Here is a 22,797-nt window from a genome sequence, read left to right on the forward strand (position 1 = left end):
CACCGCGTCGGCCTGCCGCTCGAGGCGGCCGTCCAGGAGTCGCTCCTGGCGGCGGCCCGCTCGGGCGGGGCGGGCTGGGCCGCCGCCGTCGTGGCCGCCACGGGCTCCTACCTGGCCCGCGCCCTGGGCCACGACGCCGCCCGCGTCGGCGTGCCCCAGATGAACCGGACCCTTCCCGGCGGCCCCCGCACCGCGGCCCGCACCGGCTGCACCGCGGTCAACGTCCTGCCCGTGACGGTCCCCGCCACCGGGACCCCGGAAGCCCAGATCGCGGCGGCCGCCGAGCAGATGGAGCGCAACCGAAACGCGGCCCTGGCCCGCCACGAGGAGCTCGAGCGCCTCTGCGCGCGGCGCGGCGAGCGCCTGTTCGGCGCCCAGGTCAACGTGATCCCCTTCGACGCCGCGCTACCCTTCGGCGCGCTCTCCGGCCGCGTCCTCAACGTCACGGCCGGCCCCGTCCCCGACCTCACCGTCGGCGTGCGCGGCATGCCGGGCCGCGGCGCCGTCGAGCTCCAGGTGGACGCGAACCCCGCCCTGTACTCGTGCCGCCAGACCGAGCAGCACGCCCGGCGCCTGCGCCGGTGGCTCGGGGAGTGGTCGCGGGCCGCGGACGAGGGGACCGAGACCGCCTCCCTGGACCAGGCGCTGCCCGCCGAGCTCGACGCCGTCCGCGCCTTCACCGCCACCGAGCAGCCCCTGGACGCGGCCACCCTGCTGCGACGCTTCGAGGAGCGGGCCGAGCGGGACCCCGCCCTCGTGGCCCTCCGCGAGGGGCCGGGCTACCGGCCGGCTCGGCCTGGGGCGGCCGCGAGCTCACCTACGGGAGGCTGCGACGGACGGCCCGCGCGGCCGCCCGCCGGCTCCTGGAGGCGGGGCGGCCCCGGGCGGCGTCGTCGCCCTGAGGGTCGAGCGCGGCATCGAGCAGTACCAGCTCCTACACGCCCTGCTCTACGCCGGCGCGGCCTACCTGCCGGTGGACCCGGAGCTTCCCGCCGCGCGCGTGGCCGCCATGCTCGAGGACGCCGGGTGCCGCCTCCTGGTGGACGGGCCGGGGATCGCGCCGCTGGGGGGCGATGGGCCCGTCGTCGAGATCGCGGCCGAGGACGTCCTGGCCCGGCAGGCCGCGACCGGGCAGACCGCGGCCGGCCAGGACCCGGCCGACGACGCGCCGGTCCCGGACGACACGGCGCAGGGCCTGCCGGGCCACCGCACCGGCCTGGCGGACGTGGCCTACGTCCAGTTCACCTCCGGCTCGACCGGCCGCCCCAAGGGCGTGCCCATCACCCACGCCGCGCTGGACAACCGCCTGCGCTGGCAGCAGCACCTCGCCCCGGTCGGGCCCGGGGACCGCGTCGCGCACAAGACCGCCATCTCCTTCGACGTCCACGTCTGGGAGCTGTACTGGCCCCTCCAGGAGGGCGCCACGGTGGTCATCGCCGCACCGGGCGGGCACCGGGACCCGGAGTACCTCGCCCGGCTCCTCGCCGAGGAGCGCGTCACCTGCCTGCACTTCGTCCCCACCATGCTCTCCGCGCTGATCGCCAGCCCCTCGGCGCGCCGCGTCCTCGGCGGTGGGCGCACCGCCCTGCGGCACCTCGTGTGCAGCGGCGAGGCCCTCACCCGGGACCAGGTCCGCGGCGCCCACGACCTGCTCGGCGTGCACCCCCTCAACCTCTACGGCCCCACGGAGGCCGCCATCGACGTCACCTCCTGGCACACCGGCCGCGACCCGGAGGCCGCCCTCGTCCCCATCGGCACGCCGGCCTGGAACACCGGCTGCCACGTCGTCGACCCCTGCGGGCGCCTCTGCCCGCCCGGCGTCCCCGGGGAGCTGCGCCTGTCCGGGGTGCAGGTCATGTCCGGCTACCTCAACCGCCCCGAGGCCGACGCCACCGCGCTCACCCGCCTGGACCTCCCCGGGCGGGAGGAGCCGCTCCCGGCCTACCGGACCGGGGACCTGGCCGTGTGGCGCGAGGACGGCGTGCTTGAGTACCGGGGGCGCCGGGACCACCAGGTCAAGATCGGCGGCCAGCGCCTCGAGCTCGGCGAGGTCGAGGCCGTCCTCGCCGACGCCCCGGGCGTGAACGCCGCGACCGTCATGGTCCGTACCGTCGCCGGACAGGACGTCCTCGCGGCCTTCCTCGAGCTGCGCGCCCAGGTCCCGCACAACTCCCCGGACCCGCAGGACACGCGAGTCCCGCAGAACTCGCAAGACTCCCCGGACCCGCAGAGGCTACAGACCCCCCAGGACCCGCAACCCGCGCTCGACGCCGTCCGCGACCACGCCGCCCGCCGCCTCCCCGCCTACATGGTCCCCACCCTGTGGAAGGCGCTGGACTCGATGCCCGCGACCGTCAACGGCAAGGCCGACCGGCGCGCCCTCGAGTCCCTCGACCTGTCCGCCGCGGGCGGGGAAGAGCTGCCCCGCGGCCTGCGCGAGCAGCTCATGTGCGAGCTGTTCGGCGACGTCCTGGGCGAGCCCGCCGGCCCCGAGACCGACTTCTTCGCCGCCGGCGGCGCCTCCCTGAGCGCGCTCGAGCTCGGCAGCCGCGTCGAGACCCGCTTCGGCCGCCCGTGCAGCCTCGCCGCGATCTTCGCCCACCCCACCCCGCGGGGCCTGGCCGAGGCGCTCGACGACGGCGCCGCCGGAGACCTCGAGCCCGCCCTGCTCCTGCGCCGCGGCACCGACCCGAGCGCGACCCCGATCGCCTTCCTCCCTCCCGCCGGCGGCCTCGGCTGGTGCTACGCCGCCCTGCTCCGGCACCTCGACCCCCGCCGCACCGTCTGGGCCCTCCAGGCCCCGCAGTTCACCGACCCCTCGGTCCCGTGGCCCGCCGACCTCGCCGCGCTCGCCGAGGACTACCTCGGCCTCCTGCGCGAGGTCGCCCCGGGGCCGGTCACCCTCGCCGGGTGGTCCGTGGGCGGCATGGCGGCGGCCGAGACCGCGGCCCGGGCACCGGGCTCCGGCGTCGAGGTCGAGCGCGTGGTGCTCCTGGACGCCTACCCGCCCTCCTACTGGCGCTCGCGGCCAGCGCCGGAGGAGTCGGACCTGTGGGTCGCGCTGCTGAGGATGGGCGGCGTCGAGCCCGACGGCGTCCCGGACGGGCTGGAGGAGACCGTGGCGGCCCTGCGGGAGCGCGGCTCGGCGCTCGCGACCCTCGACGACGACGCCCTGCGCACCTCCGTCACCTCGGTGTGGCACGCGATGGGATACACCCGGGGGGCGGCGCCCCGACCCCTGGACGGGCACCTGGTGCACTGCGGCGCGGAGAAGACGCTCGCGGACGGGGCCGACGCCGCCCTGTGGGAGGCCCACTGCGGCTCGGTCGACTACGTGCGGCTGGAGGGGGACCACGTGGCGGTGCTCGCACCGGCCAACGGGCCGCGGGTCGCCGAGGCCCTCCAATCGGCCCGAGGGGAGGGTGAGATCGGCGCACCGTGAGGCATCTCGCTGCTACCTTGGGTCGCGTGACGGCCGCCTGCGGGGAAGCACGGAGCACCGCATCCGCCAGATCGTGCTCGCGGGCATCCAGACCAACATGTGCGTGGAGACCACGGCGAGGGTGGGCGGGAACCTCGGGTACGACGTCGTGGTCCCCCTCGACGCCACGCGCACCTTCGAGTTGCGATCGGGTGGACGAACGTTCAGCGCGGACGAGCTGTCCGCCGTGACGGCGGCCAACCTGTCGGAAGGAGGCTTCGCGCGGGTGACGGACACCGAGTCGGTCTTGAAGGCCTGATGCGGGGTGGGCCGGAGGCGCGGCGCGGGCGTGGATGCGTAGGGTGGCGGACCCCTGACCCGAAGTGCGCGGAGTGGTCCGCAGCGCACCGCCCCACCGTCATCTTCGCGAATAAAACAACATAAACCCACACAAAGCCTCATGGATGTGCGATGATGGAGCCATCGATCGGCCCCGACAGCGTGGCCGGCACCGATGAGAGGGGCAGTCTCCATGACCACCGCAGCGGATCGTCCATCCACCAAACTCGGCATCGTCGGCGCGGGCGGCGTCGGAAGCGCCATGGCCTACGCCGCCCTGATCAGGGGATCCGCGCGGGAGGTCGTGCTCTACGACATCGCGGCCCAGCGGGCCGAGGCCGAGGCCCTCGACATCGCCCACGGGTCGATGTTCGCCAGCGGGACGCGCGTGACCGGCGGGGGAGACCTCGAGATGCTCCGCGGCTCCGACATGATCGTCATCACCGCCGGCGCCAAACAGCGCCCCGGCCAGCCGCGTCTCGAGCTCGCGGAGGCCAACGTCAGGATCCTCGAGGCCATGCTCCCGGGACTGATGGAGCAGGCGCCCGACGCCGTCTACATGCTCGTCACCAACCCCTGCGACGTCCTGACCGTGGTGGCCCAGAAGATCTCCGGCCTCCCGTCCTCCAGGATCCTGTCCTCCGGCACGGTGCTGGACAGCTCGCGCCTGCGCTGGCTGATCTCGCGCGAGGCCGACGTCGCACCCTCCAGCGTGCACTCGATGATCATCGGCGAGCACGGCGACTCGGAGTTCCCCCTGTGGTCCCAGGCCAACATCGGGCAGGTGCCCGTGGACCGCTGGACCGGCCCCGGGGGAGAGGCGCTGTTCACCGAGGAGCGCAAGGCCGAGCTGGCCGAGCGGGCCATGCGCGCGGCCTACCAGGTCATCGAGGGCAAGGGCTCGACCAACTACGCGATCGGCCTCTCCGGCGCCAGGATCGCCGAGGCGGTCCTGCACGGCCAGGACGCGGTCCTGCCGGTCTCGACCGTGCTGGACGGGTACCACGGGATCTCCGGCATCGCCCTCTCGGTCCCCTCCGTGGTCGGCTTCGGCGGCATCCGCACCGTCCTGGAGGTGCCCATGGACGAGCGCGAGGAGCGGCTGCTGCACGCCTCGGCCGAGGCCCTGAGCGCCTCGCTGAGCACCCTAGGCCACTGATCCCGACGCCGCCCGGCCCCGCGCCCGCGGGCCGGGACCGGGCGGCGTCGTGCGTCCGCCACCGCGCGCGGCGCGGGCTATTCCCACCCCACCGAAAGTTGGATAGCTTTAACACCATGACTACCGATCCGCGCGTGGCCCTGAACATGCTGGTCCAGACCCTCGAAGAGCACCTCAATGCGGTCGCCTCGAAGAGAGGCGAGGAGGACAGCACCGTCGAGGCTGCCTACTACGGCATCGCGGACGCCTTCGAGGCCTACGAGGACGCCCTCTACGCCACCTACGACGAGGTGACCCCCCTGGAGGTGTTCGTCGAGGACGACGGCGAGGAGGACGAGGACCTGCTCGAGGCGGACGAGCCCGAGGAGGACCGCGCGGACGAGGACTACGACGAGGATTTCGAGGACGAGTCCGAGCAGGGCGCCGACGCCGCGAGCGAGGGCCGCCGCGGCCGCTGAGCTGTTAGCTCACCCACACGCTCACCCGCTTGCACCGGCCCGGGCCGGGCTTTATGTAGAGTCATCGTGTGGCATGGTTTCAAGCATTCATCCTCGGGCTCGTCCAGGGTCTGACGGAGTTCCTCCCGATCTCCTCGTCGGGGCACGTCAGCATCGTCGGGCAGCTGCTCCCCAACACGAGCGACCCCGGGGCCGCCTTCACGGCCATCACGCAGCTGGGCACCGAGACCGCCGTCCTGCTGTTCTTCTGGCGGGACATCGTGCGGATCATCACCCGCTGGTTCGGCTCGCTGCGCGGCACCGTGGACCGGAGGGACCCGGACGCCCGCATGGGCTGGTTCATCATCCTCGGGTCCATCCCCATCGGCGTTTTGGGCCTGCTGCTGCAGGACTACATCGACGCCGAGTTCCGCAGCCTGTGGATCACGGCGACCATGCTGATCGTCTTCGGCGTCTTCCTGGGCATCGCCGACCGCATCGGCCGGGAGCAGCTCGAGCTGAAGGACCTGACGCTCAAGCACGGCATCCTCTACGGCTTCGCCCAGGCGCTGGCCCTGATCCCCGGCGTCTCCCGCTCCGGCGGCACCATCACGGCCGGCCTGCTCATGGGGTACTCCCGCCAGGCGGCGGCCCGGTACTCCTTCCTGCTGGCCATCCCCGCCGTCTTCCTGTCCGGGCTGTACAAGCTCGCGACCTCCATCTCCGACGGCTTCGACCCCTACTACTCGGTGGGCCCCACGATCCTCGCGACGATCGTCGCCTTCGTGGTCGGCTACCTGATGATCGGGTGGTTCCTGAAGTTCGTCTCGACCCACAGCTACGGCCTGTTCGTCTGGTACCGCATCGGGCTGGGCGCCCTCGTGTTCGTCCTGCTCGGCACCGGCGTCCTCGTCCCGTAGCCTCCCGCCGTCCCGAAAGGCTCCCATGCGCACCTGGTCCTCACCGGCCCTGAACCGCCTCGGCTCCCTCGCCCCGGTCCCGTCCGTCTTCGACTCCCGCCTGGGCGAGATCGCCCAGCTGCCCGAGGCCGAGGAGACGGCCGGGCTCTACGTCTGCGGCATCACCCCCTACGACGCGACGCACATGGGCCACGCCGCCACCTACATCACCTTCGACCTGCTGGTCCGCGCGTGGGTCGACGCCGGCAAGTCCGTGACCTACGTCCAGAACGTCACCGACGTGGACGACCCGCTGCTGGACCGGGCCCGGGACACCGACGTCGACTGGCGCGACCTCGCCCAGGACCAGACCGACCTGTTCCGCGCGGACATGGAGGCCCTCTCGGTCGTCCCGCCGGACCACTACATCCCCGCGACGGAGGCGATCGACTGGCTCGTGCCCTGGGTCGAGCGGATGATCGAGGACGGCCTCGCCTACCGGGTCCCGGCGGGGACGGACGACGCCGGCGTCGAGCACCCCGAGGGGGACGTCTACTTCGACGTCCGCGCGGCGGCGGACACCCGCAACGACCCCGCCCGCTGGTACCTCGGCTACGTCTCCGCCTACTCCGAGGAGCACATGGCCGAGCTGTTCCCCGAGCGCGGCGGCGACCCGGGGCGCCCCGGCAAGCGGGACCCCTTCGACGCCCTGCTGTGGCGGGCCCGCCGCGACGGCGAGCCGCACTGGGACGGCGGGAGCCTCGGCGAGGGCCGGCCCGGCTGGCACATCGAGTGCACCGTGATCGCCCAGCGCTTCCTCGGCATGCCGTACACCGTGCAGGGCGGCGGCTCCGACCTGCGCTTCCCGCACCACGAGATGGGCGCGGGCCACGCCTTCGCCATGACCGGCGAGCGGATGGCCGAGCACTACGTCCACGCCGGCATGGTGGGCCTCGACGGCGAGAAGATGAGCAAGTCCCGCGGCAACCTCGTGCTCGTCTCCGCGCTGCGGCGGCAGGGGTGGGACCCGCGGGCCATCCGGCTGGCGGTCCTGGCCAACCACTACCGGAGCGACTGGTTCTGGACCGAGGACCTGCTGACCCGCGCCGAGGAGCGCCTGGCCACGTGGCGACGGGCCCTCGCGGCGGTGGCCGGGGACACCGGGGCGGGCACGTCCTCCGAGGCCGGCGACCGCCTCGTCGAGGAGGTCCGGGCCGCCCTGGGCCGGGACCTCGACTCCCCGCTGGCGCTCGAGGCCGTCGACGCCTGGGCCGCCGGCGCCCTCGCCGAGCCCTCCCGGGCCGGGAGCGCGGACGACGTCGCCGCGCTGATCTCGCTGCGCCTGGGCGTCGAGCTCTAGGAGGCCGTGATGCTGAGGCGAGGTCTCTACTGCGGCAGGATCGCCGGCGTGCCGATCTACCTGGCCCGCTCGTGGTTCGTGCTGACGCTGCTGATCGTGGTGCTCTACGGCGGGTTCCTCTCCCGCCGGTTCGCGGAGCTGGCGGTCAACGGATACGTCCTCGCGCTGATCTTCGCCCTCTTCATGGCCCTGTCGGTGTTCGTCCACGAGCTGTGCCACGCCCTGACGGCGCGATCTTTCGGGTGGCGCGTGGGCAGCATCAACCTCACCCTGTGGGGCGGGCACACGAGCTTCACCGCGGGCCGCGACGCCCCCGGCCGCTCGGCGCTGGTCTCGCTCGCGGGGCCTGCCGCCAACCTGGTGATCGCGGGCCTCGGCTGGGCGCTGACCGGCGTCGTCGAGCCCGGGACCGTCGGCTCGGTGCTGCTGTACCTGGTGACGATCACCAACGGGCTGGTGGGCGTCTTCAACCTCCTGCCCGGGATCCCGCTGGACGGCGGGCACGCCGTGGCGGCGCTGGTGTGGAAGGCCACCGGCTCGCGCGACGCCGGGCTGCGGACGGCCGCGTGGCTCGGGCTGGTCCTCTCCCTCGGGGTCGTGGCATGGGTCGCCGCGACGGGGATCTGGCGGTCGCCGCTCACGCTGGTCGTGACCCTGCTGGTGGTGTTCTTCCTCGCCTCGGGGGCGGTGCAGACGCTGCGCGCCGTCACGTTCCGGAAGGCGGTCGGCGGGCTCACCGTCGGCGCGCTGGCCCGGCCCACCGTCCCGGTGCGCGCCCACCAGCGCCTGGCGGACCTCCCGCCGCTCGGGGACGCCCGGGGCGTCTACCTCGTGACCGACGAGCGGGACCGGGGGATCGGCGTCGTGGACCGCGCCGCCCTGGCCGCGGCGGGGCTGGCCGGCGACGACGAGGCCCCGGCCGAGTCGCTCATGGTCCAGGTGACCTGGGACCGGCCGCTCTCGCCCGCCCTCGGCGGGGACGCGCTGGCCGCCCGGATCGCGCAGCTGCCCGGCCGCATCTGGCCCGTCTACGGGCCGAGCGGCACGCCCGGGCTGTTGTTCGAGGCGGACGTGATCGAGGAGATCCGGCGCCGCCAGTCGGGTCGCTGAGCCACCGGTCCCGCCCCGCGCCGGGACGGGCGGGCCGGCCCGGCGGGAGCTCCCGCCGTCCCGTGCGACAATGGACCCGGCCCGGGGCGCTCCCGGGCCCGTCCGCAGCACACCGCGCACCGATCAGGAGTACCCCCACATGCCCACAGATTCCTCCGCGACCCCCGAGCAGACCGCCACGGGAGCTCAGAATCGCCGAGGACCGTTCCGCGAGGGGGAACGGGTCCAGCTCACCGACGAGCGCCGCCGGATGAACACCATCACCCTGGCCGCGGACGGCGAGTTCCACACCCACCGCGGGGTGCTGCAGCACAACGACCTGATCGGCCACCCGGAGGGCACGGTCGTCGCCAACTCGGTCGGGTACCAGTACCAGGCCCTGCGCCCGCTGCTCAAGGACTTCGTCCTCTCGATGCCCCGCGGCGCGGCCGTGGTCTACCCGAAGGACGCCGGGCAGATCATCACGATGGCCGACGTCTTCCCCGGCGCCCGCGTCATCGAGGCCGGCGTCGGCTCCGGGGCGCTCAGCATCTCCCTGCTGCGCGCGATCGGCGACACCGGGCACCTGCGCTCCTTCGAGCGCCGCGAGGAGTTCGCGCAGATCGCCCAGGGCAACGTGGAGACCATGTTCGGCGGACCGCACCCCGCCTGGGAGCTGACCCTCGGCGACCTCGCCGAGCAGCTCGGCGAGTACGAGCGCCCCGGCACCGTGGACCGGGCCGTGCTGGACATGCTCGCGCCCTGGGAGTGCGTCGACGCCGTCGGCACCGCGCTGGTCCCGGGCGGCGTCGTGATGTGCTACGTGGCGACCGTGACCCAGCTGTCCCGGACCGCCGAGGCCCTGCGCGCCGACGGTCGCTTCACCGAGCCCGAGTCCTTCGAGACGATGGTCCGCGGCTGGCACGTCGAGGGCCTGGCCGTGCGCCCGGACCACCGCATGGTCGCCCACACCGGGTTCCTGATCTCCGCGCGCCGGCTGGCCGACGGCGCCGAGCGGCTCGCCCCCAAGCGCCGCGCGTCCAAGACCGACTTCTCGGAAGAGGACATGAACGCCTGGACCCCCAACGCGCTGGGGGAGCGGAACGTCTCCGACCGCAAGCTGCGCCGGGCCGCCCGCGACGCCCAGTCCCTGGCCGACCGCGCGGCGCGCCAGGGTCAGGATGCGGAATAGGTTGGTCGCGCGGCGCCGCGGGTGACAAGCTGGGGGCATGGCAGAGTCCCAGACACCCATCGACCCTCGTGAGCACCAGACCGCCCTGCGGCAGCTGAGCCTGCTGCGGGACCAGCGCGTCAACCTCGACAAGCAGCTCAAGGTCGCGGCCACGCGCAACGACAAGCTCGTCCAGGCGCTCGAGTCGGCCCGGGGGGACATCCTCCGGCTCAAGCAGGCGATCTCGCAGGACCTCGAGGCGCCGATGAACCAGGCGCAGGTGCTGCGCGTGAACCGCCCGGTGCGCTCCGGCGCGTCGCTGACCGGCGACGCCCGGGCCGTCGCGGAGACCCAGGCGAGCCTCGACGTCGCGATGGGCGGGCGCACGGTGCGCGTGCCCGTGAGCCCGGTGCTGGACATCGACGACGTCCGGATCGGCATGTCGGTGCTGCTGACCGAGACCATGGGCGCCTGCGCGGTGGTCGGCTACCGGCCCACCGGGGAGATCGCCACCGTGCGCGAGCTGCTCGACGGGGACCGCGTGGTCCTGGGCACCGGCTCCACCACGCAGACCGTGGCCCTGCGCTCGGGCCTGCTGGACGACGTCGAGCTCAGCGTGGGCGACGCCGTGGCCTACGACTCCGCGAGCGGGGTCGCCCTGGAGGTCGTGCCCAAGACCGAGGCCGAGGAGCTGGTCCTGGAGGAGATCCCCACGACCTCCTACGCCGACGTCGGCGGCCTGGGCGAGCAGATCGAGCAGATCCGCGACGCCGTGGAGCTGCCGTTCCTGCACCCGGACCTGTACCGCGAGCACGAGCTCTCCGCGCCCAAGGGCATCCTGCTCTACGGCCCTCCCGGCAACGGCAAGACCCTGATCGCCAAGGCCGTGGCCAAGTCGCTGGCCGACCGCGTCGAGGAGGCCTCCGGCTCGGCGCAGAACCTGCGCGGCTACTTCCTGAACATCAAGGGCCCGGAGCTGCTGGACAAGTTCGTCGGCGAGACCGAGCGGCAGATCCGCGCGATCTTCTCCCGCGCCCGCGAGAAGGCCAGCGCCGGCAACCCCGTGGTCATCTTCTTCGACGAGATGGAGTCGCTGTTCCGCACCCGCGGGGCGGGGAAGTCCTCCGACGTCGAGACCACGATCGTCCCGCAGCTGCTGGCGGAGATCGACGGCGTCGAGTCGCTGAACAACGTGATCGTGATCGGCGCGACCAACCGCGAGGACATGATCGACCCGGCCGTCCTGCGCCCCGGACGCCTCGACGTCAAGGTGCGCATCGACCGCCCCGACCGCGCCGGCACCGCCCAGATCTTCGGCCTCTACATCCGCGAGGACCTGCCGCTGGACGCCGCGAGCGTGGCCGGGCACGACGGCGACCGCGCGGCCACCGTCGCGGCCATGATCGACGCCGTGGTCGAGGACATCTTCCGCCGCGACGACCAGCGCCGCTACCTCGACGCGGTGCTGGCCGACGGCCGCCGCATCCCCACCTACTGGAACGACTTCCTCTCCGGCGCGCTGATCCGCAACATCGTGGACCGGGCCAAGAAGCTCGCGATCAAGTCCTTCCTGCAGACCGGCGTCAAGGGCATCGCCGGCGAGCACCTGATCCGCAGCGCCCGGGACGAGTTCGACCAGCAGCGCGACGCCGCCTCCCGGGCCGACGTCGAGGACTGGCTGAAGTTCCTCGGCTACTCGGTGGCCCTGGCCTCGCTCGAACGGCCCCTGACCGGGGACGGGGCGCCGCAGGGCCTGGCCGTGGAGCCGACGCGGCGGGGTGCCGCCGCGGGCCGGGGGACGGCGTCGTGATCTTCGACCGCATCATCGGCGCCGAGACCGAGTTCGGTGTCACCTGCCCCGCGCGCCCGGGCGCCAACGACACGGTCCTGTCCACCCTGGTCGTGGACAGCTTCGCCGCGGCCGGCGGGCCGGGCGGCGGCGGCGAGTCGGGGTGGGACTACGAAACGGAGACCCCGCTGCGCGACGCCCGCGGCTTCGAGATGCCGGAGCGCGAGGCGCACGCGAGCCAGATGACCCACCGCGGCCACGTGCTGACCAGCGAGGACATCGCCCGGGAGCTCATCGAGGAGACGCCGGACACCGTCAACCCGGCCTTCTGGGAGACCGCGGTCATGAACCGGGTGCTGCCCAACGGCGCCCGGCTGTACGTGGACCACGCGCATCCCGAGTACTCGGCCCCCGAGGCGACCAACCCGTGGGACGCGGCGGCCTGGGACCTCGCCGGGGACCGGATCGCCGCGGCCGCCGCCGCCGCGATCCCGCGGCGCTACGCCTCGACGTGGCCGGAGCCGGTCCTGCTGTACAAGAACAACACGGACAACAAGTCCGTCTCCTACGGCGCCCACGAGAACTACCTCGTCCCGCGGGGCCTGGACTTCCAGCGGCTGGCCGCCGGGCTGCTCCCGTTCCTCGCGACCCGCCAGGTCGTCACCGGCGCGGGCCGCGCGGGCATCGGCGCGAGCGAGGTCCGCCCCGGCTTTCAGATCAGCCAGCGCGCCGACTTCTTCGAGCGCCTGATCGGGCTCGAGACTACCGTGCGGCGGCCCATCGTCAACACCCGCGACGAGCCCCACGCGGACCCGGACCGGTACCGCCGGCTGCACGTCATCACGGGCGACTCCAACCTCGCCCACACCTCGGCCGTGCTGAAGTACGCGACGGCCGCCGCCGTGCTGACCCTGATCGAGCACGACGCCGCCCCGCGCCTGGACCTGGCCGACCCGGTCGCGGCCATGCGCGCCACGAGCCACGACCCGACCCTGCGCGTCCGCCTCGAGCTGACCGACGGCCGCCGCCTCACGGCCCTGGAGATCCAGCGCGAGTACGCCGAGGCCGCCCGCGCGTGGGCCGAGGAGCACGACGCCGCCCCCTCGCCCACGGACGCCCGCCTCTTCGACCTCTGGTTCGAGGTCCTGGACGACCTCGCGGAGGACCCGCTGCTGCTGGCCGACCGGCTCGACTGGGCCGCCAAGTACGCGCTGGTGAAGGGATACGAGCAGCGGGGCATCGGGCCGGCGGACCCCAAGATCCAGGCCCTGGACCTGCAGTACGCCGACCTGCGCCCCGAGCGCAGCCTGTATTCTAAGCTCGTGTCGCTCGGCCGGATGAGGACCCTCCTCGAGGAGGATCGGATCCGGGCGGCGGTCGCCGAGCCGCCGGGGGACACCCGGGCCTATCTGCGCGGCCGCATGATCGCGCGCTGGCCCGAGCAGATCCACAGCGCGGGCTGGGAGGTGCTCGCGGTGCGGGACCTCGCGACCGACCGGGTGCACCGGTGGCTCATGGACGACCCGCGCCGGCTGACCCGCGCCGAGGTGGAGGACGTGCTCGCGGGCGCGGCGTCGGCCCACGCGGCGGCGACGGCGCTGGGGCTCGAGACGGTCGCGTAGCGCGAGGGGCGGCGTCGTCCGCCCGTACGGTGAACGATCCGGCGCCAGGCGCCGGCACGAAAGGAAGGTGGAGACCATGGCCCAGTTCCGGGACTCTTCGCAGGAGTCGGAGCGCGCGAGGGAGCGCGAGCAGGAGCAGGAGTTGGTCGGCGAGGCGCGGCCCGTGGACCAGTCCCTGGTCTCGGAGACCGACGACATCCTCGACGAGATCGACAGCATCCTCGAGGAGAACGCCGAGGAGTACGTCCGCGGCTTCGTGCAGAAGGGCGGCCAGTAGGCCTCATGCAGCGCAGGATCTTCGGGATCGAGACCGAGTTCGGCATCCGCTTCGCGCCCCGCGGGCTGGGGCAGCTCTCCCCTGAGGAGGCGGCGCGGGTGCTGTTCCGCCCCGTCGTGGCGTGGGGGCGGTCCTCCAACGTGTTCCTGAACAACGGGGCGCGGCTCTACCTCGACGTCGGCTCGCACCCCGAGTACGCGACCGCCGAGTGCGCGAGCCTGACCGACCTGGTGCGCCAGGACAAGGCCGGGGAGCGCCTGTTCGAGGACCTGGCCGAGCAGGCCGAGGACCACCTCGCGCTGCGGGGCACCGAGGGCCGGATGCACCTGTTCAAGAACAACGTCGACTCCGCGGGGCACTCCTTCGGCTCGCACGAGAACTACCTGCTCTCGCGCCGGGCGGAGTTCTCCCGCCTGGTGCGCTTCCTCGTGCCGTTCCTGGTCAGCCGCCAGCTGGTCGTGGGCGCCGGGCGCGTCCACCCGGCCGGCTGCCCGACCGCCGAGGCCATGACGCTCGAGGGCGGCTCCTACTCCTTCTCGCAGCGGGCCGACTACGTGTGGGAGGCCGCCTCCGCCGCCACGACCCGCTCGCGCCCGCTGATCAACACGCGCGACGAGCCGCACGCCGACGCCTCGCAGTACCGCCGGCTGCACGTCATCGTCGGGGACTCGAACATGTCGGAGACGACGCTGCTGGCGCGGGCCGGGATGACCGACGTCGTGCTGCGGATGATCGAGGACCGGGTGCGGCTGCCCGACCTGGAGCTGAAGAACCCGGGCATGGCGCTGCGCGCGATCTCCCACGATTCCTCCGGCCGCGGCGCCGTGGAGCTGGCGGACGGACGCAGCATCGGCGCGCTGGACCTGCAGCGGGAGTTCCTCGCCTCGGCCCGGGCCCACCTGGAGAAGGAGGGCTCCCCGCGGCCGGAGATGCCCTACGTGATGGACCTGTGGGAGCGGACCCTGGACGCGGTCGAGTCCGGGGACGCCTCCGGGATCGACACCGAGATCGACTGGGCGATCAAGAAGAAGCTGCTGGACGGGGCCATCGCCCGCGGCCGCACCGACTTCTCGGACCCCAAGATCGCGCAGCTGGACCTCGCCTACCACGACATCAACCAGCACCGCGGGCTGTTCTACCTGCTGCAGCGCAAGGGCCGGGCGCGGCAGTGGGTCCAGGAGTCGGAGATCCGGACGGCCACCGAGCAGGCGCCGCCGACCCGGGCCGCGCTGCGCGGCGGGTTCGTCGACGCCGCGCGCCGGGCCGGTCTCGACCACACGGTGGACTGGGTGCATCTGAAGGTCAACCAGCACCCGGGCCTGTCCCACACCTGCCAGGATCCGTTCGCGGCGCAGGACCCGGCGGTCGAGGAGAGCATCCGGCAGATGCTGGCCTCCGCGCCCTCGGTGCCCGGTTCGGCGATGCCCCCCGTCTGACGCCCCGCCCGGCCCCGGCGTGAAGCGGGCGTCCAGCCGGGTGTACTACAGTCGACTCCGTGCGCCCGGCGAGGGCGCACGGGACTCCAACCTCAAGGACATGACAGTGCGCAATTCCCTCAAGCTCTCCGCCGCGGCCGTGGCGCTGACCCTGCTCCTCGCCGGATGCGGTGGGGGAGGGGACCTCGACTCGATCGACTACGAGGACCAGGGCGAGGGCCGCGCGCCCTCGATCTCCTTCGAGACCCCGCTGACCGTCGACGAGCCGCAGACGCGCGTCCTGAAGGAGGGCGACGGCGCGGACATCGAGGAGGGCGACACGGTCGAGGTCAACGCCTCGCTGTTCAACGCCGAGGACCAGTCGAGCCTGGGGGACAGCTACTCCCAGCAGCCCATCACCATCACGGTCGACGACACCCTGAAGGACCAGCTCCCGGAGATCCACGACCTCCTCCTGGACAACAAGGTGGGCGTCACGTTCGCCTACGCCCAGCCCGCGAGCGACGACGCGGCCTCGCAAGGCGCGGACGGCGCGGGCCAGGACGGGGGAGCCGGCGGCGCCGTCGAGGTCTACTCGGTCGACGGCAAGATCCTCTCCGAGGCCGAGGGCACCGAGGTCACCCCGCCGGAGGACCTGCCGAAGGTCTCCCTGACCGACGGCGACCCCGAGATCACCATCCCCGAGGGGCAGGACGAGCCGACCGAACTCGTGGCCCAGGACCTCATCGAGGGCGACGGCGAGGAGGTCGGCCCGCAGGACGGCGTCTTCGTCCACTACGCCGGCGTGCGCTGGGAGGACGGCGAGCAGTTCGACGCCCAGTGGACCGGTCAGCCCGCGAGCCTCTCGCTCGACCAGGTCATCCCCGGCTGGAGCGAGGGCCTGGCCGGCAAGAAGGTCGGCTCGCGCGTGCTGCTCGAGATCCCGGCCGAGAAGGCCTACGGCACGGCCGAGGAGCTCGGCGAGGACGCGCAGCAGCCCGCCGGCGCGCTCGTGTTCGTGGTCGACATCCTTGGCCGCACCGATCCCGTCGAGACGCCCGCGCCGAACGCCTCGGGCCAGGCCCCGCAGGACGAGAACCACCAGTCAGCCACCCCGGAGGAGTCCGGCGCCGACCAGTAGCGGCGTCGTCCCCTCCACCCCCACCACTTCAGGAAGGCCACCATGTCATTCGGACAGCGCAACCTCGACCGCACCAAGCCCGAGATCGACTTCCCCGCCGACGCCGCACCCCAGGACCTCGTGGTCGTGGACCTCATCGAGGGCGCAGGCCGCGAGGTCGCCCCCGGCGACACGATCTCCTGCCACTACGTGGGCGTGACCTACGAGGGCGGCGAGGAGTTCGACGCCTCGTGGAACCGCGGGGAGCCGCTGAGCTTCCGCGCCGGCGTCGGCCAGGTCATCCAGGGCTGGGACCAGGGCCTGATCGGCATGAAGGTCGGCGGCCGCCGCCGCCTGGAGATCCCCGCCGAGCTGGCCTACGGCTCGCGCGGCGCCGGCGCCGTCATCGGCCCGGACCAGGCCCTGATCTTCGTGGTCGACCTGCTCGACGTGCGCTGATCCCCGGCCCCTCCGCCGTGCCGACGACGCCGCCCGCCGCCGCGCCGGGACGGGCCCGCTGATGCCCGCCAAGGTCCCGGAGCGCCTCCTCGCCCTCTACAGCCTGCTCGTGGCCCGTGAGCGCCCGCTCTCCCGCGCGCAGATCCGGGAGGGCATCGAGGCCTACCGCGAGCTCGGCTCGCACGCGGCCTTCGAGCGGACCTTCGAGCGGGACAAGGCCGCGCTGCGGCAGCTCGGCCTGGAGCTCGGCGTCGAGCACCGCTACGGGGAGCCCGTGTACTCGCTGGACCGGTTCGGCCTCTGGCTTCCGGAGGTGCGGTTCGACGCCGGGGAGCGGCTCGTCCTCGGCATGGCCTCCCGCCTGTGGGAGGACCCGCGCTACGGCGAGGAGATGGACCGCGCGGTCTGGCGGCTCGGGCTGCCGGCGTCCGAGGCCGCCCATCGCAGCCGGATCGCCGTGCCGGGGCTGGACCCCGGCGGCCACGGCTTCGAGGTGGTCCTCTCCGCCCTGCCGCGCGGCGAGGAGCTGAGCTTCGACTACCGCCCCGGGGACGGCCTGACGCGCAGGCGGCGTCGTCTCCGCCCGTGGGGGGTCGGCCAGCGGTTCAACCACTGGTACGTGAGCGGCTGGGACCCCGAGCGCGGCGAGCCCCGCACCATGAGGCTGTCCCGCATGTCCGGCATCGTGTCCGGGCCCAGCGACGCCCCCGAGCCGCCGCCCGGCTTCTCGATGACCCGGACGCTGGAGGACCTGGCCGACTCGGGGGGAGCGCGCCTGCGGCTGCGCTTCGCCCCCGGGCTGCTCCCCGTGGTCGCCGACTGGCTCGAGGCGGGCACCGGCCTGCGCCGGGACCCGGCGGCGGGGGAGCCGGAGCGGCGCGAGGGCGTCGTCGTCCTGCGGGCCGAGGTCACCGACCTGGAGGAGTGCTGCCGGTGCCTCGCGGAGGTGCCCGGCGAGGTCGAGGTGGAGTCCGAGGACCTGGGCCCGAAGGCGCTGGGCGAGGTGTGGGGCCGGGTCGCCGAGCTGACCGAGGCCGCCGCCCGGCTGACCCGCCTGCTGGAGTCCGCGCCCGCCCAGGACGCGGGCGCGCCGCACGATCCCGAGGCACCGCGCACGCGCCGCCGGGAGTCCAACCCGCGCCGCTTCCTCCGGCTGCTGGACATCCTGGCCTACCTCGGCTCGCGCCCGGGCACCACGGTGGGCGAGCTCGCCGAGCGCTTCGGCGCCACGCGGCGCCAGATCGGCCGGGACATCGACGCGATCGCCGCGGCCGGGGACTACCTGATCGGCGGCGGGGACCTGCGGATCGAGTCGCTGGACGGCGAGCTCTACGTGCACCTGACGCAGCACCTGGACCGCCCGCTGCGCCTGCCGCCCGAGCAGGTCCTGCGGCTGCTGCTGGCCATGCGCCTGCTGGCGGAGGTCGCCCCGGAGCTGGACCCCACGATCGCGGCGGTCACCGAGAAGCTCGCGCGCGTGGCCCCGGAGGACAGCCTGGACGCCGAGCAGGTCTCGATCCGGGTCGAGCCGCGCACCAGCGGCATCGTCGACCGGCTGCGGTCCGCGATGGAGGGCGGGCGCAGCGTCGTCCTCGCCTACCGCTCCCGCGGCCGCGAGGCGGCGACGCCGCGCCGCGTGCTGCCCCGCGACCTCTACACGACCAACGGCAGCTGGTACCTGAGCGCGCTCAGCCTCGAGCACGGGGACGAGCGGACGTACCGGATCGAGGCCATCGAGCGGGTCGAAGAGGACGCGTCCGACGCCGTCGCGACCCCGGCGGAGGGACGCCGGCGCGACGCCGCGGCGGCCTCGAGGCCGGGACGGGAGTCCGACGCCGTCGCGCCCGACCTCGCGCGGCCAGGCCCGGGCGTCACGCCGTCCGCGCCCGACGCCGCGCGGCCCGAGCGGCTCCTCGTGTGGATCTCCCGCGGCGCACCCCGCATCGCGGAGCAGCTCGACGGTGAGACGCTGCGCCCGCTGCGGCTCGCCGAGGACCCGGCCCCCGGCGTCCCGCGGGAGGGCGACGTCGTCGACATCGAGCTGCGCGACCGCTCCGGGCTGCGTCGCTACATGCTGCACCACGCCGGCTGCGTCGCGCCGCTGGGCGCGCCCGGGTGGTGGACGCGGGCGTAGGCGTCGCCGGGCGGTCGCACCACTCACCTGCCGAGGCGCGGCCCGGTGGCCTCACGCCCGCTTCGCGGTTACGCCACGCGGTCCTGCGGGCCATTCCCCCGCCTGCGCCCTTCGGCTCAGGACCGCACCCCACTGCCTCAGGAGCGACCCCGGCCGCCTCAGGACCGCTCGGAGTCGAGCACCCCGCGGATGCGGTGGTTCAGCGGGTGGTAGGTGTTGCGGCTGTAGCAGTACTGGCGATCGCCGTCGTAGGCCTTCCGCAGTTCCACGAGGACGGGGGCGCTCTCCGGCAGCTCGAAGAACGCCGCGGCCTCGCCGGCGAGCTCCGCCGAGAACTCGTACTCGGCGTGGCGCTGGCGGATGCCCTGGGCGCCGAATAGGTCCTCCAGGCCGCGCCGCTCCAGCTCGCGGGGGTCGAAGCGGGCGAGCTCCGCGGGCAGCCAGTTCTCCAGGACCGCCACGGGGAGGTTTGTCGCGCTCCTCTCGCGCTTGAGGTAGGTCGCCGCCATGCCGACCGGGAAGCCCGACGCCGCGGAGAGCTCCTCGCCGACCACCAGCTCCCCGACGTCCAGGAGCCTGGTCACCGGGGTGCGCATCGACGCGCCGATCAGCTCGAAGATGGTGCCCGGCGCGTCCGGGCGGTAGGACAGGGGGACGGTCTTCTCGACCGTTGTGCCCAGCCCGCGGCGTCGGGAGATGGTGCCCAGGGACTCGAGGTGCCCCATCGCCCGGCGCAGCGTCGAGCGGCCGACGTCGAAGACGCGGCACAGCTCGGGCTCGGCCGGCAGGAGCGCGCCCTCCTTGAGCGCCCGACGGCGGATCGCCTCGTTGACCTGGGCGACGATCTGCAGGTACAGCGGCATCGAATTCGCATGGTCCACCGGCGCGAACATCTGCTCCTCTTCCCTCGGCCGCCCGCCGCCGGGCGACCCCGAGGGGCCGCCCGGCGAAGGGTCTGGCTCTTGCTGAGAGTCTATCGACTGGATCTCCACAGGTCCTGCCAGTAGACGGTGTCCCGGTAGTCGGCCAGCGGCGAGTCGGTGTCGAAGGGCTGGAACTCCTCCGCGTGCTCCTGCAGGCCGTACCGGTCGTCCGGGGGGAGGACGTCCGGGTCGTAGGAGACCTTCCCGTCCGGCATGATGTACTCCATCCCCTCCTGGCTCGTGGCGAAGTGGATGTAGAGCTTGGCGGCGTTGGGGCTGTCCGTGCCGGTGGCGTAGCCCATGGTCTGCGGCATGCCGCCGGCCGAGAACGGCTGGAGGCCGTAGCAGGGCGCCAGGCTGTACCCCTTGGACTCGTTGTTGCGGTACTTCGCCGCCGCCATCTGGCCGATGGGGGGCCGGCTCTGCCCCGGCGGCCCGACGGCGTTGGAGACCTCCTCGTCGCCCTTGAAGATGGACGGCTCGTTGGCCGCCAGCCGCACGAGCCACTCGTGGTACGCGGTGGGCTGGTCCGTCTCGAGTTCCTCGCCGTACCGGTCCTCGTAGGCCTGCGCCCACTCGTCGGAGTAGTTCCTGGCCGCCTGGCTCCAGATGTTGGTGTAGACCGCTCGCGACTCCGGGTCCGGCAGCGCGACCTGCCCGGCCCACTCGGGCTCGGTCAGCTGCCAGATGTTCGAGACCGGGCACTGCTCCCCGTAGGTGTCCGAGTTGTAGGTCCACACCAGGTAGTTGTTGCTGGTCAGGTAGGGGTAGCGCGCCTCCTCCGGCAGCCGGTCCCGCACGTCGCCGGGCACCCAGTTGGTCAGGATGTCGTCCTCGTAGAGGTCCGAGTACACGGCCGGGGCGTCGGAGACGGCGAAGACGTCGGCGATGATGTTCCCCGACTCGCCCTCCCGGCGCACCTTGTCGATGCCGTTGGCCTCGATCTTGACCCCGTGCGCCTCGATCCCGTACTTCTCGCTGAAGGCCTCGGCGATCTGCGTGACCTTGCCGGTCTCGTCGTAGATCGTGATGGGGCCCTCCTGCCGGGCGGCGGCCACGAGCGCGTCGAGTTCGAAGCCCTCGGCGGTCTCGTCGTCCTGCAGGGGCTTGACCGTCTTCTCCGGCAGCGGCGCCTGGTTCTCCGCGTTGAACCCCGGCGGGGCGCAGGAGCTCAGCCCGAGCACGGCCGCGGCCGCGAGCGCCCCGACGCCGGTGGCCGTCCGGGCACGCCGGCGCGGGGTCCGCGCGCCGCCCCGGTGCCGCGCGCTCACGGCCGCCTGCTCTGCTCGCGCATGATGTCGTGCAGCAGGTCGTACCGTGCCCCCGGGATGAGCGCCAGGTAGTGCGGGTTCTCGTAGTCGCGCTCGGCCGGCTGCGGCTCGCCCCCGGCGTAGGTGACGTAGGTGCCGCCCGCCCGCCGGACGATGAAGGCCGCCGCGGCCACGTCCCAGGAGTTCGCCCCGAAGGAGAAGGTCGCGTCCGCCCACCCGGCCGCGACCCAGCACAGGGAGACGGCGCTGCTGCCGATCGCCCGGTAGTGCGAGTAGTCCTCGCTGAGCCGCGCGAACTGGGACAGCGCCAGCTCGGGGAAGTGCACCAGGTCGCGGGGCAGGGGGAAGTTGGCGATCACGGTCGCCTGCCGCGGGTCCTCGGAGCCGCGGCTGACGAGCGGCTCGTCGCCGAGGAACGCACCCCGGTCGTCGGCCCAGAACAGCTGGTCGTTGGCGGGGTCGTACACGACGCCGGAGACCATCTCGCCGTCGAGCGCGACGCCGATGCACACGGCCCACAGCGCCATCCCCCGGGCGAAGTTGGCGGTCCCGTCGATGGGGTCGATGTGCCAGGTCAGCGACCCCTCGCCCGAGGCGCCGCCCTCCTCGCCGACGATCGCCGAGCCGGGGAACCGCTCCTCGATGCGCTCCCGGATGTGCTCCTCGCACCGGCGGTCGTAGACGGTGACCAGGTCGTGGAAGTCCTGCTTGAGGTCGACCCGCAGGCCGTCCCGGCGGAACCCCTCCATCGCGATCTCCCCGGCGCCGCGCGCCGCATCGATCGCCAGGTCCGTGATCTCGCGGATGTCCGTCATGCTCCCTGTACCTCTGTTCTGTTCTCGTGGATGTCGAAGACGTGGACCTTCTCCGGGGGGACGACGACGCGGACGTCGTCGGCATCGGTGAAGGGCGGCCGATGCAGGCTGGTCAGATAGAAGTGGCGCCCGCCCGAGCGGACGTCGACCGTCCAGCTGCCCCCGGTGGGCATGACCGCGTCGAAGCGGACCGGCAGCACCAGGCCCGGCGAGCTCGCCGCCTCGGCCGCGGGCAGCAGGACCGCCGACTCGGGGCGGAAGGCCACGGAGCCGATGCGCCCGACGTCGTCGACCCGGCCCGCCAGGAAGTCCCGGGCGGCGCGCACGGGCTCGGCGTCGCCCTCCAGGTCGATGAAGTTGATGGGCGGGACCCCGAGGAACCCGGCGACGAAGCGGTTGATCGGCCGGTCGTAGATGTCGAGGGGAGTGCCGACCTGCTGCAGCACCCCCTCGTACATCACCGCGACGCGGGTGGCCAGCGTCATCGCCTCCCACTGGTCGTGGGTCACGAAGACGACCGTGGTCTGGTTCTCCCCGTGGATCCGCTTCAGCTCGGCGCGCATCTCGAGCCGCAGGCGCGAGTCGAGGTTGGACAGCGGCTCGTCCAGCAGCATCAGCTGCGGGTCCACCGCGAGCATCCTGGCCAGGGCCACGCGCTGCTGCTGCCCGCCGGAGAGCTGGGAGGGGTAGCGGTCCCGGTACCGTCCGATGCCCAGCTTCTCGGTGACCTCGTCGATGCGGCGGCGGCGCTGCTCGCGCGAGCGGCTGCGCAGCTTGAGCCCGTAGTCGACGTTCTGGGCCACGTTCAGGTGCGGCCAGAGGGCGTAGCTCTGGAAGACCAGGCCGATGTCCCGCTTCTCGGGCGGGACGAAGACGCTGCGCTCGGGGGAGTCCACCGCCTGGTCGCCGATGGTCAGGTGCCCCGCGGTCACGCTCTCCAGCCCCGCGATCATGCGCACCGTGGTGCTCTTGCCGCAGCCCGAGGGGCCGAGGAGGCACATGAAGTCGCCGTCCTCCACGGTGAGGTTCAGGCGGTCGACGGCGTTGGTCTCCGTCCCGTAGTTCTTGACGATGTTCTCGAGTCCGATGCTCGGCAT

General features: G+C 73.4%; 19 protein-coding genes. 15 read left to right on the forward strand and 4 right to left on the reverse strand.

The genetic code is table 11. The features are described 5' to 3' along the window. Positions 1 to 796: 796 nt before the first annotated feature. From NBM05_RS00495 to NBM05_RS00565, 15 genes are all read left to right on the forward strand, one after another. On the forward strand, positions 797 to 3,442 hold the full coding sequence (locus NBM05_RS00495; protein ID WP_302183570.1) for an amino acid adenylation domain-containing protein: 2,646 nt from the start codon (positions 797 to 799) through the stop codon (positions 3,440 to 3,442). Continuing rightward, the gene (locus tag NBM05_RS00500) at positions 3,423 to 3,740 is read left to right on the forward strand and encodes an isochorismatase family protein (RefSeq protein WP_309248081.1); all 318 of its coding nucleotides are present in this window, start codon (positions 3,423 to 3,425) and stop codon (positions 3,738 to 3,740) included. Before NBM05_RS00495 ends, NBM05_RS00500 begins: the two co-directional genes overlap by 20 nt. 213 nt (positions 3,741 to 3,953) lie before the next feature. Next, a complete protein-coding gene (locus tag NBM05_RS00505) occupies positions 3,954 to 4,919 on the forward strand; it encodes an L-lactate dehydrogenase (protein WP_254164198.1) in 966 nt (321 codons plus the stop codon). Positions 4,920 to 5,035: 116 nt separating this feature from the next. Further along, the gene (locus tag NBM05_RS00510; protein ID WP_254164200.1) at positions 5,036 to 5,377 is read left to right on the forward strand and encodes a hypothetical protein; all 342 of its coding nucleotides are present in this window, start codon (positions 5,036 to 5,038) and stop codon (positions 5,375 to 5,377) included. A 68-nt stretch (positions 5,378 to 5,445) separates the two neighbouring features. Continuing rightward, entirely contained in the window at positions 5,446 to 6,276 is an 831-nt protein-coding gene (locus tag NBM05_RS00515) for an undecaprenyl-diphosphate phosphatase (protein ID WP_254164202.1), read from the forward strand. Between the two features lie 25 nt (positions 6,277 to 6,301). After that, the gene (mshC, locus tag NBM05_RS00520; RefSeq protein ID WP_254164204.1) at positions 6,302 to 7,615 is read left to right on the forward strand and encodes a cysteine--1-D-myo-inosityl 2-amino-2-deoxy-alpha-D-glucopyranoside ligase; all 1,314 of its coding nucleotides are present in this window, start codon (positions 6,302 to 6,304) and stop codon (positions 7,613 to 7,615) included. 9 nt (positions 7,616 to 7,624) lie between these two features. Then, complete coding sequence (locus NBM05_RS00525) at positions 7,625 to 8,725, forward strand: site-2 protease family protein (RefSeq protein WP_254164205.1); 1,101 nt, start codon at positions 7,625 to 7,627, stop codon at positions 8,723 to 8,725. A 139-nt stretch (positions 8,726 to 8,864) separates the two neighbouring features. Beyond that, positions 8,865 to 9,896 carry a tRNA (adenine-N1)-methyltransferase gene (locus NBM05_RS00530; protein WP_254164206.1) on the forward strand — a complete coding sequence of 344 codons (1,032 nt, stop codon included), beginning with the start codon at positions 8,865 to 8,867 and terminating at the stop codon, positions 9,894 to 9,896. Positions 9,897 to 9,933: 37 nt separating this feature from the next. Continuing rightward, complete coding sequence (gene arc / locus NBM05_RS00535) at positions 9,934 to 11,685, forward strand: proteasome ATPase (protein WP_254164208.1); 1,752 nt, start codon at positions 9,934 to 9,936, stop codon at positions 11,683 to 11,685. After that, the gene (gene dop / locus NBM05_RS00540) at positions 11,682 to 13,286 is read left to right on the forward strand and encodes a depupylase/deamidase Dop (protein WP_254164210.1); all 1,605 of its coding nucleotides are present in this window, start codon (positions 11,682 to 11,684) and stop codon (positions 13,284 to 13,286) included. The genes arc and dop overlap by 4 nt, the downstream gene beginning before the upstream one ends. Positions 13,287 to 13,362: 76 nt before the next feature. Continuing rightward, the gene (locus tag NBM05_RS00545; protein WP_254164212.1) at positions 13,363 to 13,563 is read left to right on the forward strand and encodes a ubiquitin-like protein Pup; all 201 of its coding nucleotides are present in this window, start codon (positions 13,363 to 13,365) and stop codon (positions 13,561 to 13,563) included. A gap of 5 nt (positions 13,564 to 13,568) precedes the next feature. After that, positions 13,569 to 14,999: a Pup--protein ligase gene (gene pafA / locus NBM05_RS00550; protein WP_254164214.1), complete on the forward strand. Its 1,431-nt coding sequence runs from the start codon at positions 13,569 to 13,571 to the stop codon at positions 14,997 to 14,999. Positions 15,000 to 15,105: 106 nt separating this feature from the next. Further along, on the forward strand, positions 15,106 to 16,119 hold the full coding sequence (locus NBM05_RS00555) for an FKBP-type peptidyl-prolyl cis-trans isomerase (RefSeq protein ID WP_254164216.1): 1,014 nt from the start codon (positions 15,106 to 15,108) through the stop codon (positions 16,117 to 16,119). A gap of 42 nt (positions 16,120 to 16,161) precedes the next feature. After that, entirely contained in the window at positions 16,162 to 16,557 is a 396-nt protein-coding gene (locus NBM05_RS00560) for an FKBP-type peptidyl-prolyl cis-trans isomerase (protein ID WP_254164218.1), read from the forward strand. 61 nt (positions 16,558 to 16,618) lie between these two features. Then, positions 16,619 to 18,691 (forward strand): helix-turn-helix transcriptional regulator, encoded by a 2,073-nt coding sequence (locus NBM05_RS00565; protein WP_254164220.1) that lies wholly within the window; start codon positions 16,619 to 16,621, stop codon positions 18,689 to 18,691. A gap of 158 nt (positions 18,692 to 18,849) precedes the next feature. Here the strand turns inward: NBM05_RS00565 and NBM05_RS00570 are convergent, their stop codons facing one another. The 4 genes from NBM05_RS00570 to NBM05_RS00585 all read right to left on the reverse strand — a co-directional run bounded on the left by NBM05_RS00570 (position 18,850) and on the right by NBM05_RS00585 (position 22,797). After that, positions 18,850 to 19,572, reverse strand: a complete 723-nt coding sequence (locus NBM05_RS00570; protein ID WP_254164221.1) for a GntR family transcriptional regulator — start codon at positions 19,570 to 19,572, stop codon at positions 18,850 to 18,852. 92 nt (positions 19,573 to 19,664) lie between these two features. Next, positions 19,665 to 20,885 carry an ABC transporter substrate-binding protein gene (locus tag NBM05_RS00575; protein WP_254164223.1) on the reverse strand — a complete coding sequence of 407 codons (1,221 nt, stop codon included), beginning with the start codon at positions 20,883 to 20,885 and terminating at the stop codon, positions 19,665 to 19,667. Continuing rightward, positions 20,882 to 21,700 carry an inositol monophosphatase family protein gene (locus NBM05_RS00580; protein ID WP_254164225.1) on the reverse strand — a complete coding sequence of 273 codons (819 nt, stop codon included), beginning with the start codon at positions 21,698 to 21,700 and terminating at the stop codon, positions 20,882 to 20,884. The genes NBM05_RS00575 and NBM05_RS00580 overlap by 4 nt, the downstream gene beginning before the upstream one ends. Next, the gene (locus NBM05_RS00585) at positions 21,697 to 22,797 is read right to left on the reverse strand and encodes an ABC transporter ATP-binding protein (protein ID WP_254164228.1); all 1,101 of its coding nucleotides are present in this window, start codon (positions 22,795 to 22,797) and stop codon (positions 21,697 to 21,699) included. Before NBM05_RS00585 ends, NBM05_RS00580 begins: the two co-directional genes overlap by 4 nt.

Origin of the sequence: Rothia santali, assembly GCF_024199905.1 — a bacterium.
GTDB classification, from domain to species: Bacteria; Actinomycetota; Actinomycetes; order Actinomycetales; family Micrococcaceae; genus Rothia; species Rothia santali.

Coding starts and splice junctions, on each gene's coding strand:
- NBM05_RS00505 (WP_254164198.1), top strand. CDS start 3,954: ATGACCACCGCAGCGGATCGTCCATCCACCAAACTCGGCATCGTCGGC.
- NBM05_RS00510 (WP_254164200.1), top strand. CDS start 5,036: ATGACTACCGATCCGCGCGTGGCCCTGAACATGCTGGTCCAGACCCTC.
- mshC (WP_254164204.1), top strand. CDS start 6,302: ATGCGCACCTGGTCCTCACCGGCCCTGAACCGCCTCGGCTCCCTCGCC.
- NBM05_RS00525 (WP_254164205.1), top strand. CDS start 7,625: ATGCTGAGGCGAGGTCTCTACTGCGGCAGGATCGCCGGCGTGCCGATC.
- NBM05_RS00530 (WP_254164206.1), top strand. CDS start 8,865: ATGCCCACAGATTCCTCCGCGACCCCCGAGCAGACCGCCACGGGAGCT.
- arc (WP_254164208.1), top strand. CDS start 9,934: ATGGCAGAGTCCCAGACACCCATCGACCCTCGTGAGCACCAGACCGCC.
- NBM05_RS00545 (WP_254164212.1), top strand. CDS start 13,363: ATGGCCCAGTTCCGGGACTCTTCGCAGGAGTCGGAGCGCGCGAGGGAG.
- pafA (WP_254164214.1), top strand. CDS start 13,569: ATGCAGCGCAGGATCTTCGGGATCGAGACCGAGTTCGGCATCCGCTTC.
- NBM05_RS00560 (WP_254164218.1), top strand. CDS start 16,162: ATGTCATTCGGACAGCGCAACCTCGACCGCACCAAGCCCGAGATCGAC.
- NBM05_RS00565 (WP_254164220.1), top strand. CDS start 16,619: ATGCCCGCCAAGGTCCCGGAGCGCCTCCTCGCCCTCTACAGCCTGCTC.
- NBM05_RS00580 (WP_254164225.1), bottom strand. CDS start 21,700: ATGACGGACATCCGCGAGATCACGGACCTGGCGATCGATGCGGCGCGC.
- NBM05_RS00585 (WP_254164228.1), bottom strand. CDS start 22,797: ATGCCGAGCATCGGACTCGAGAACATCGTCAAGAACTACGGGACGGAG.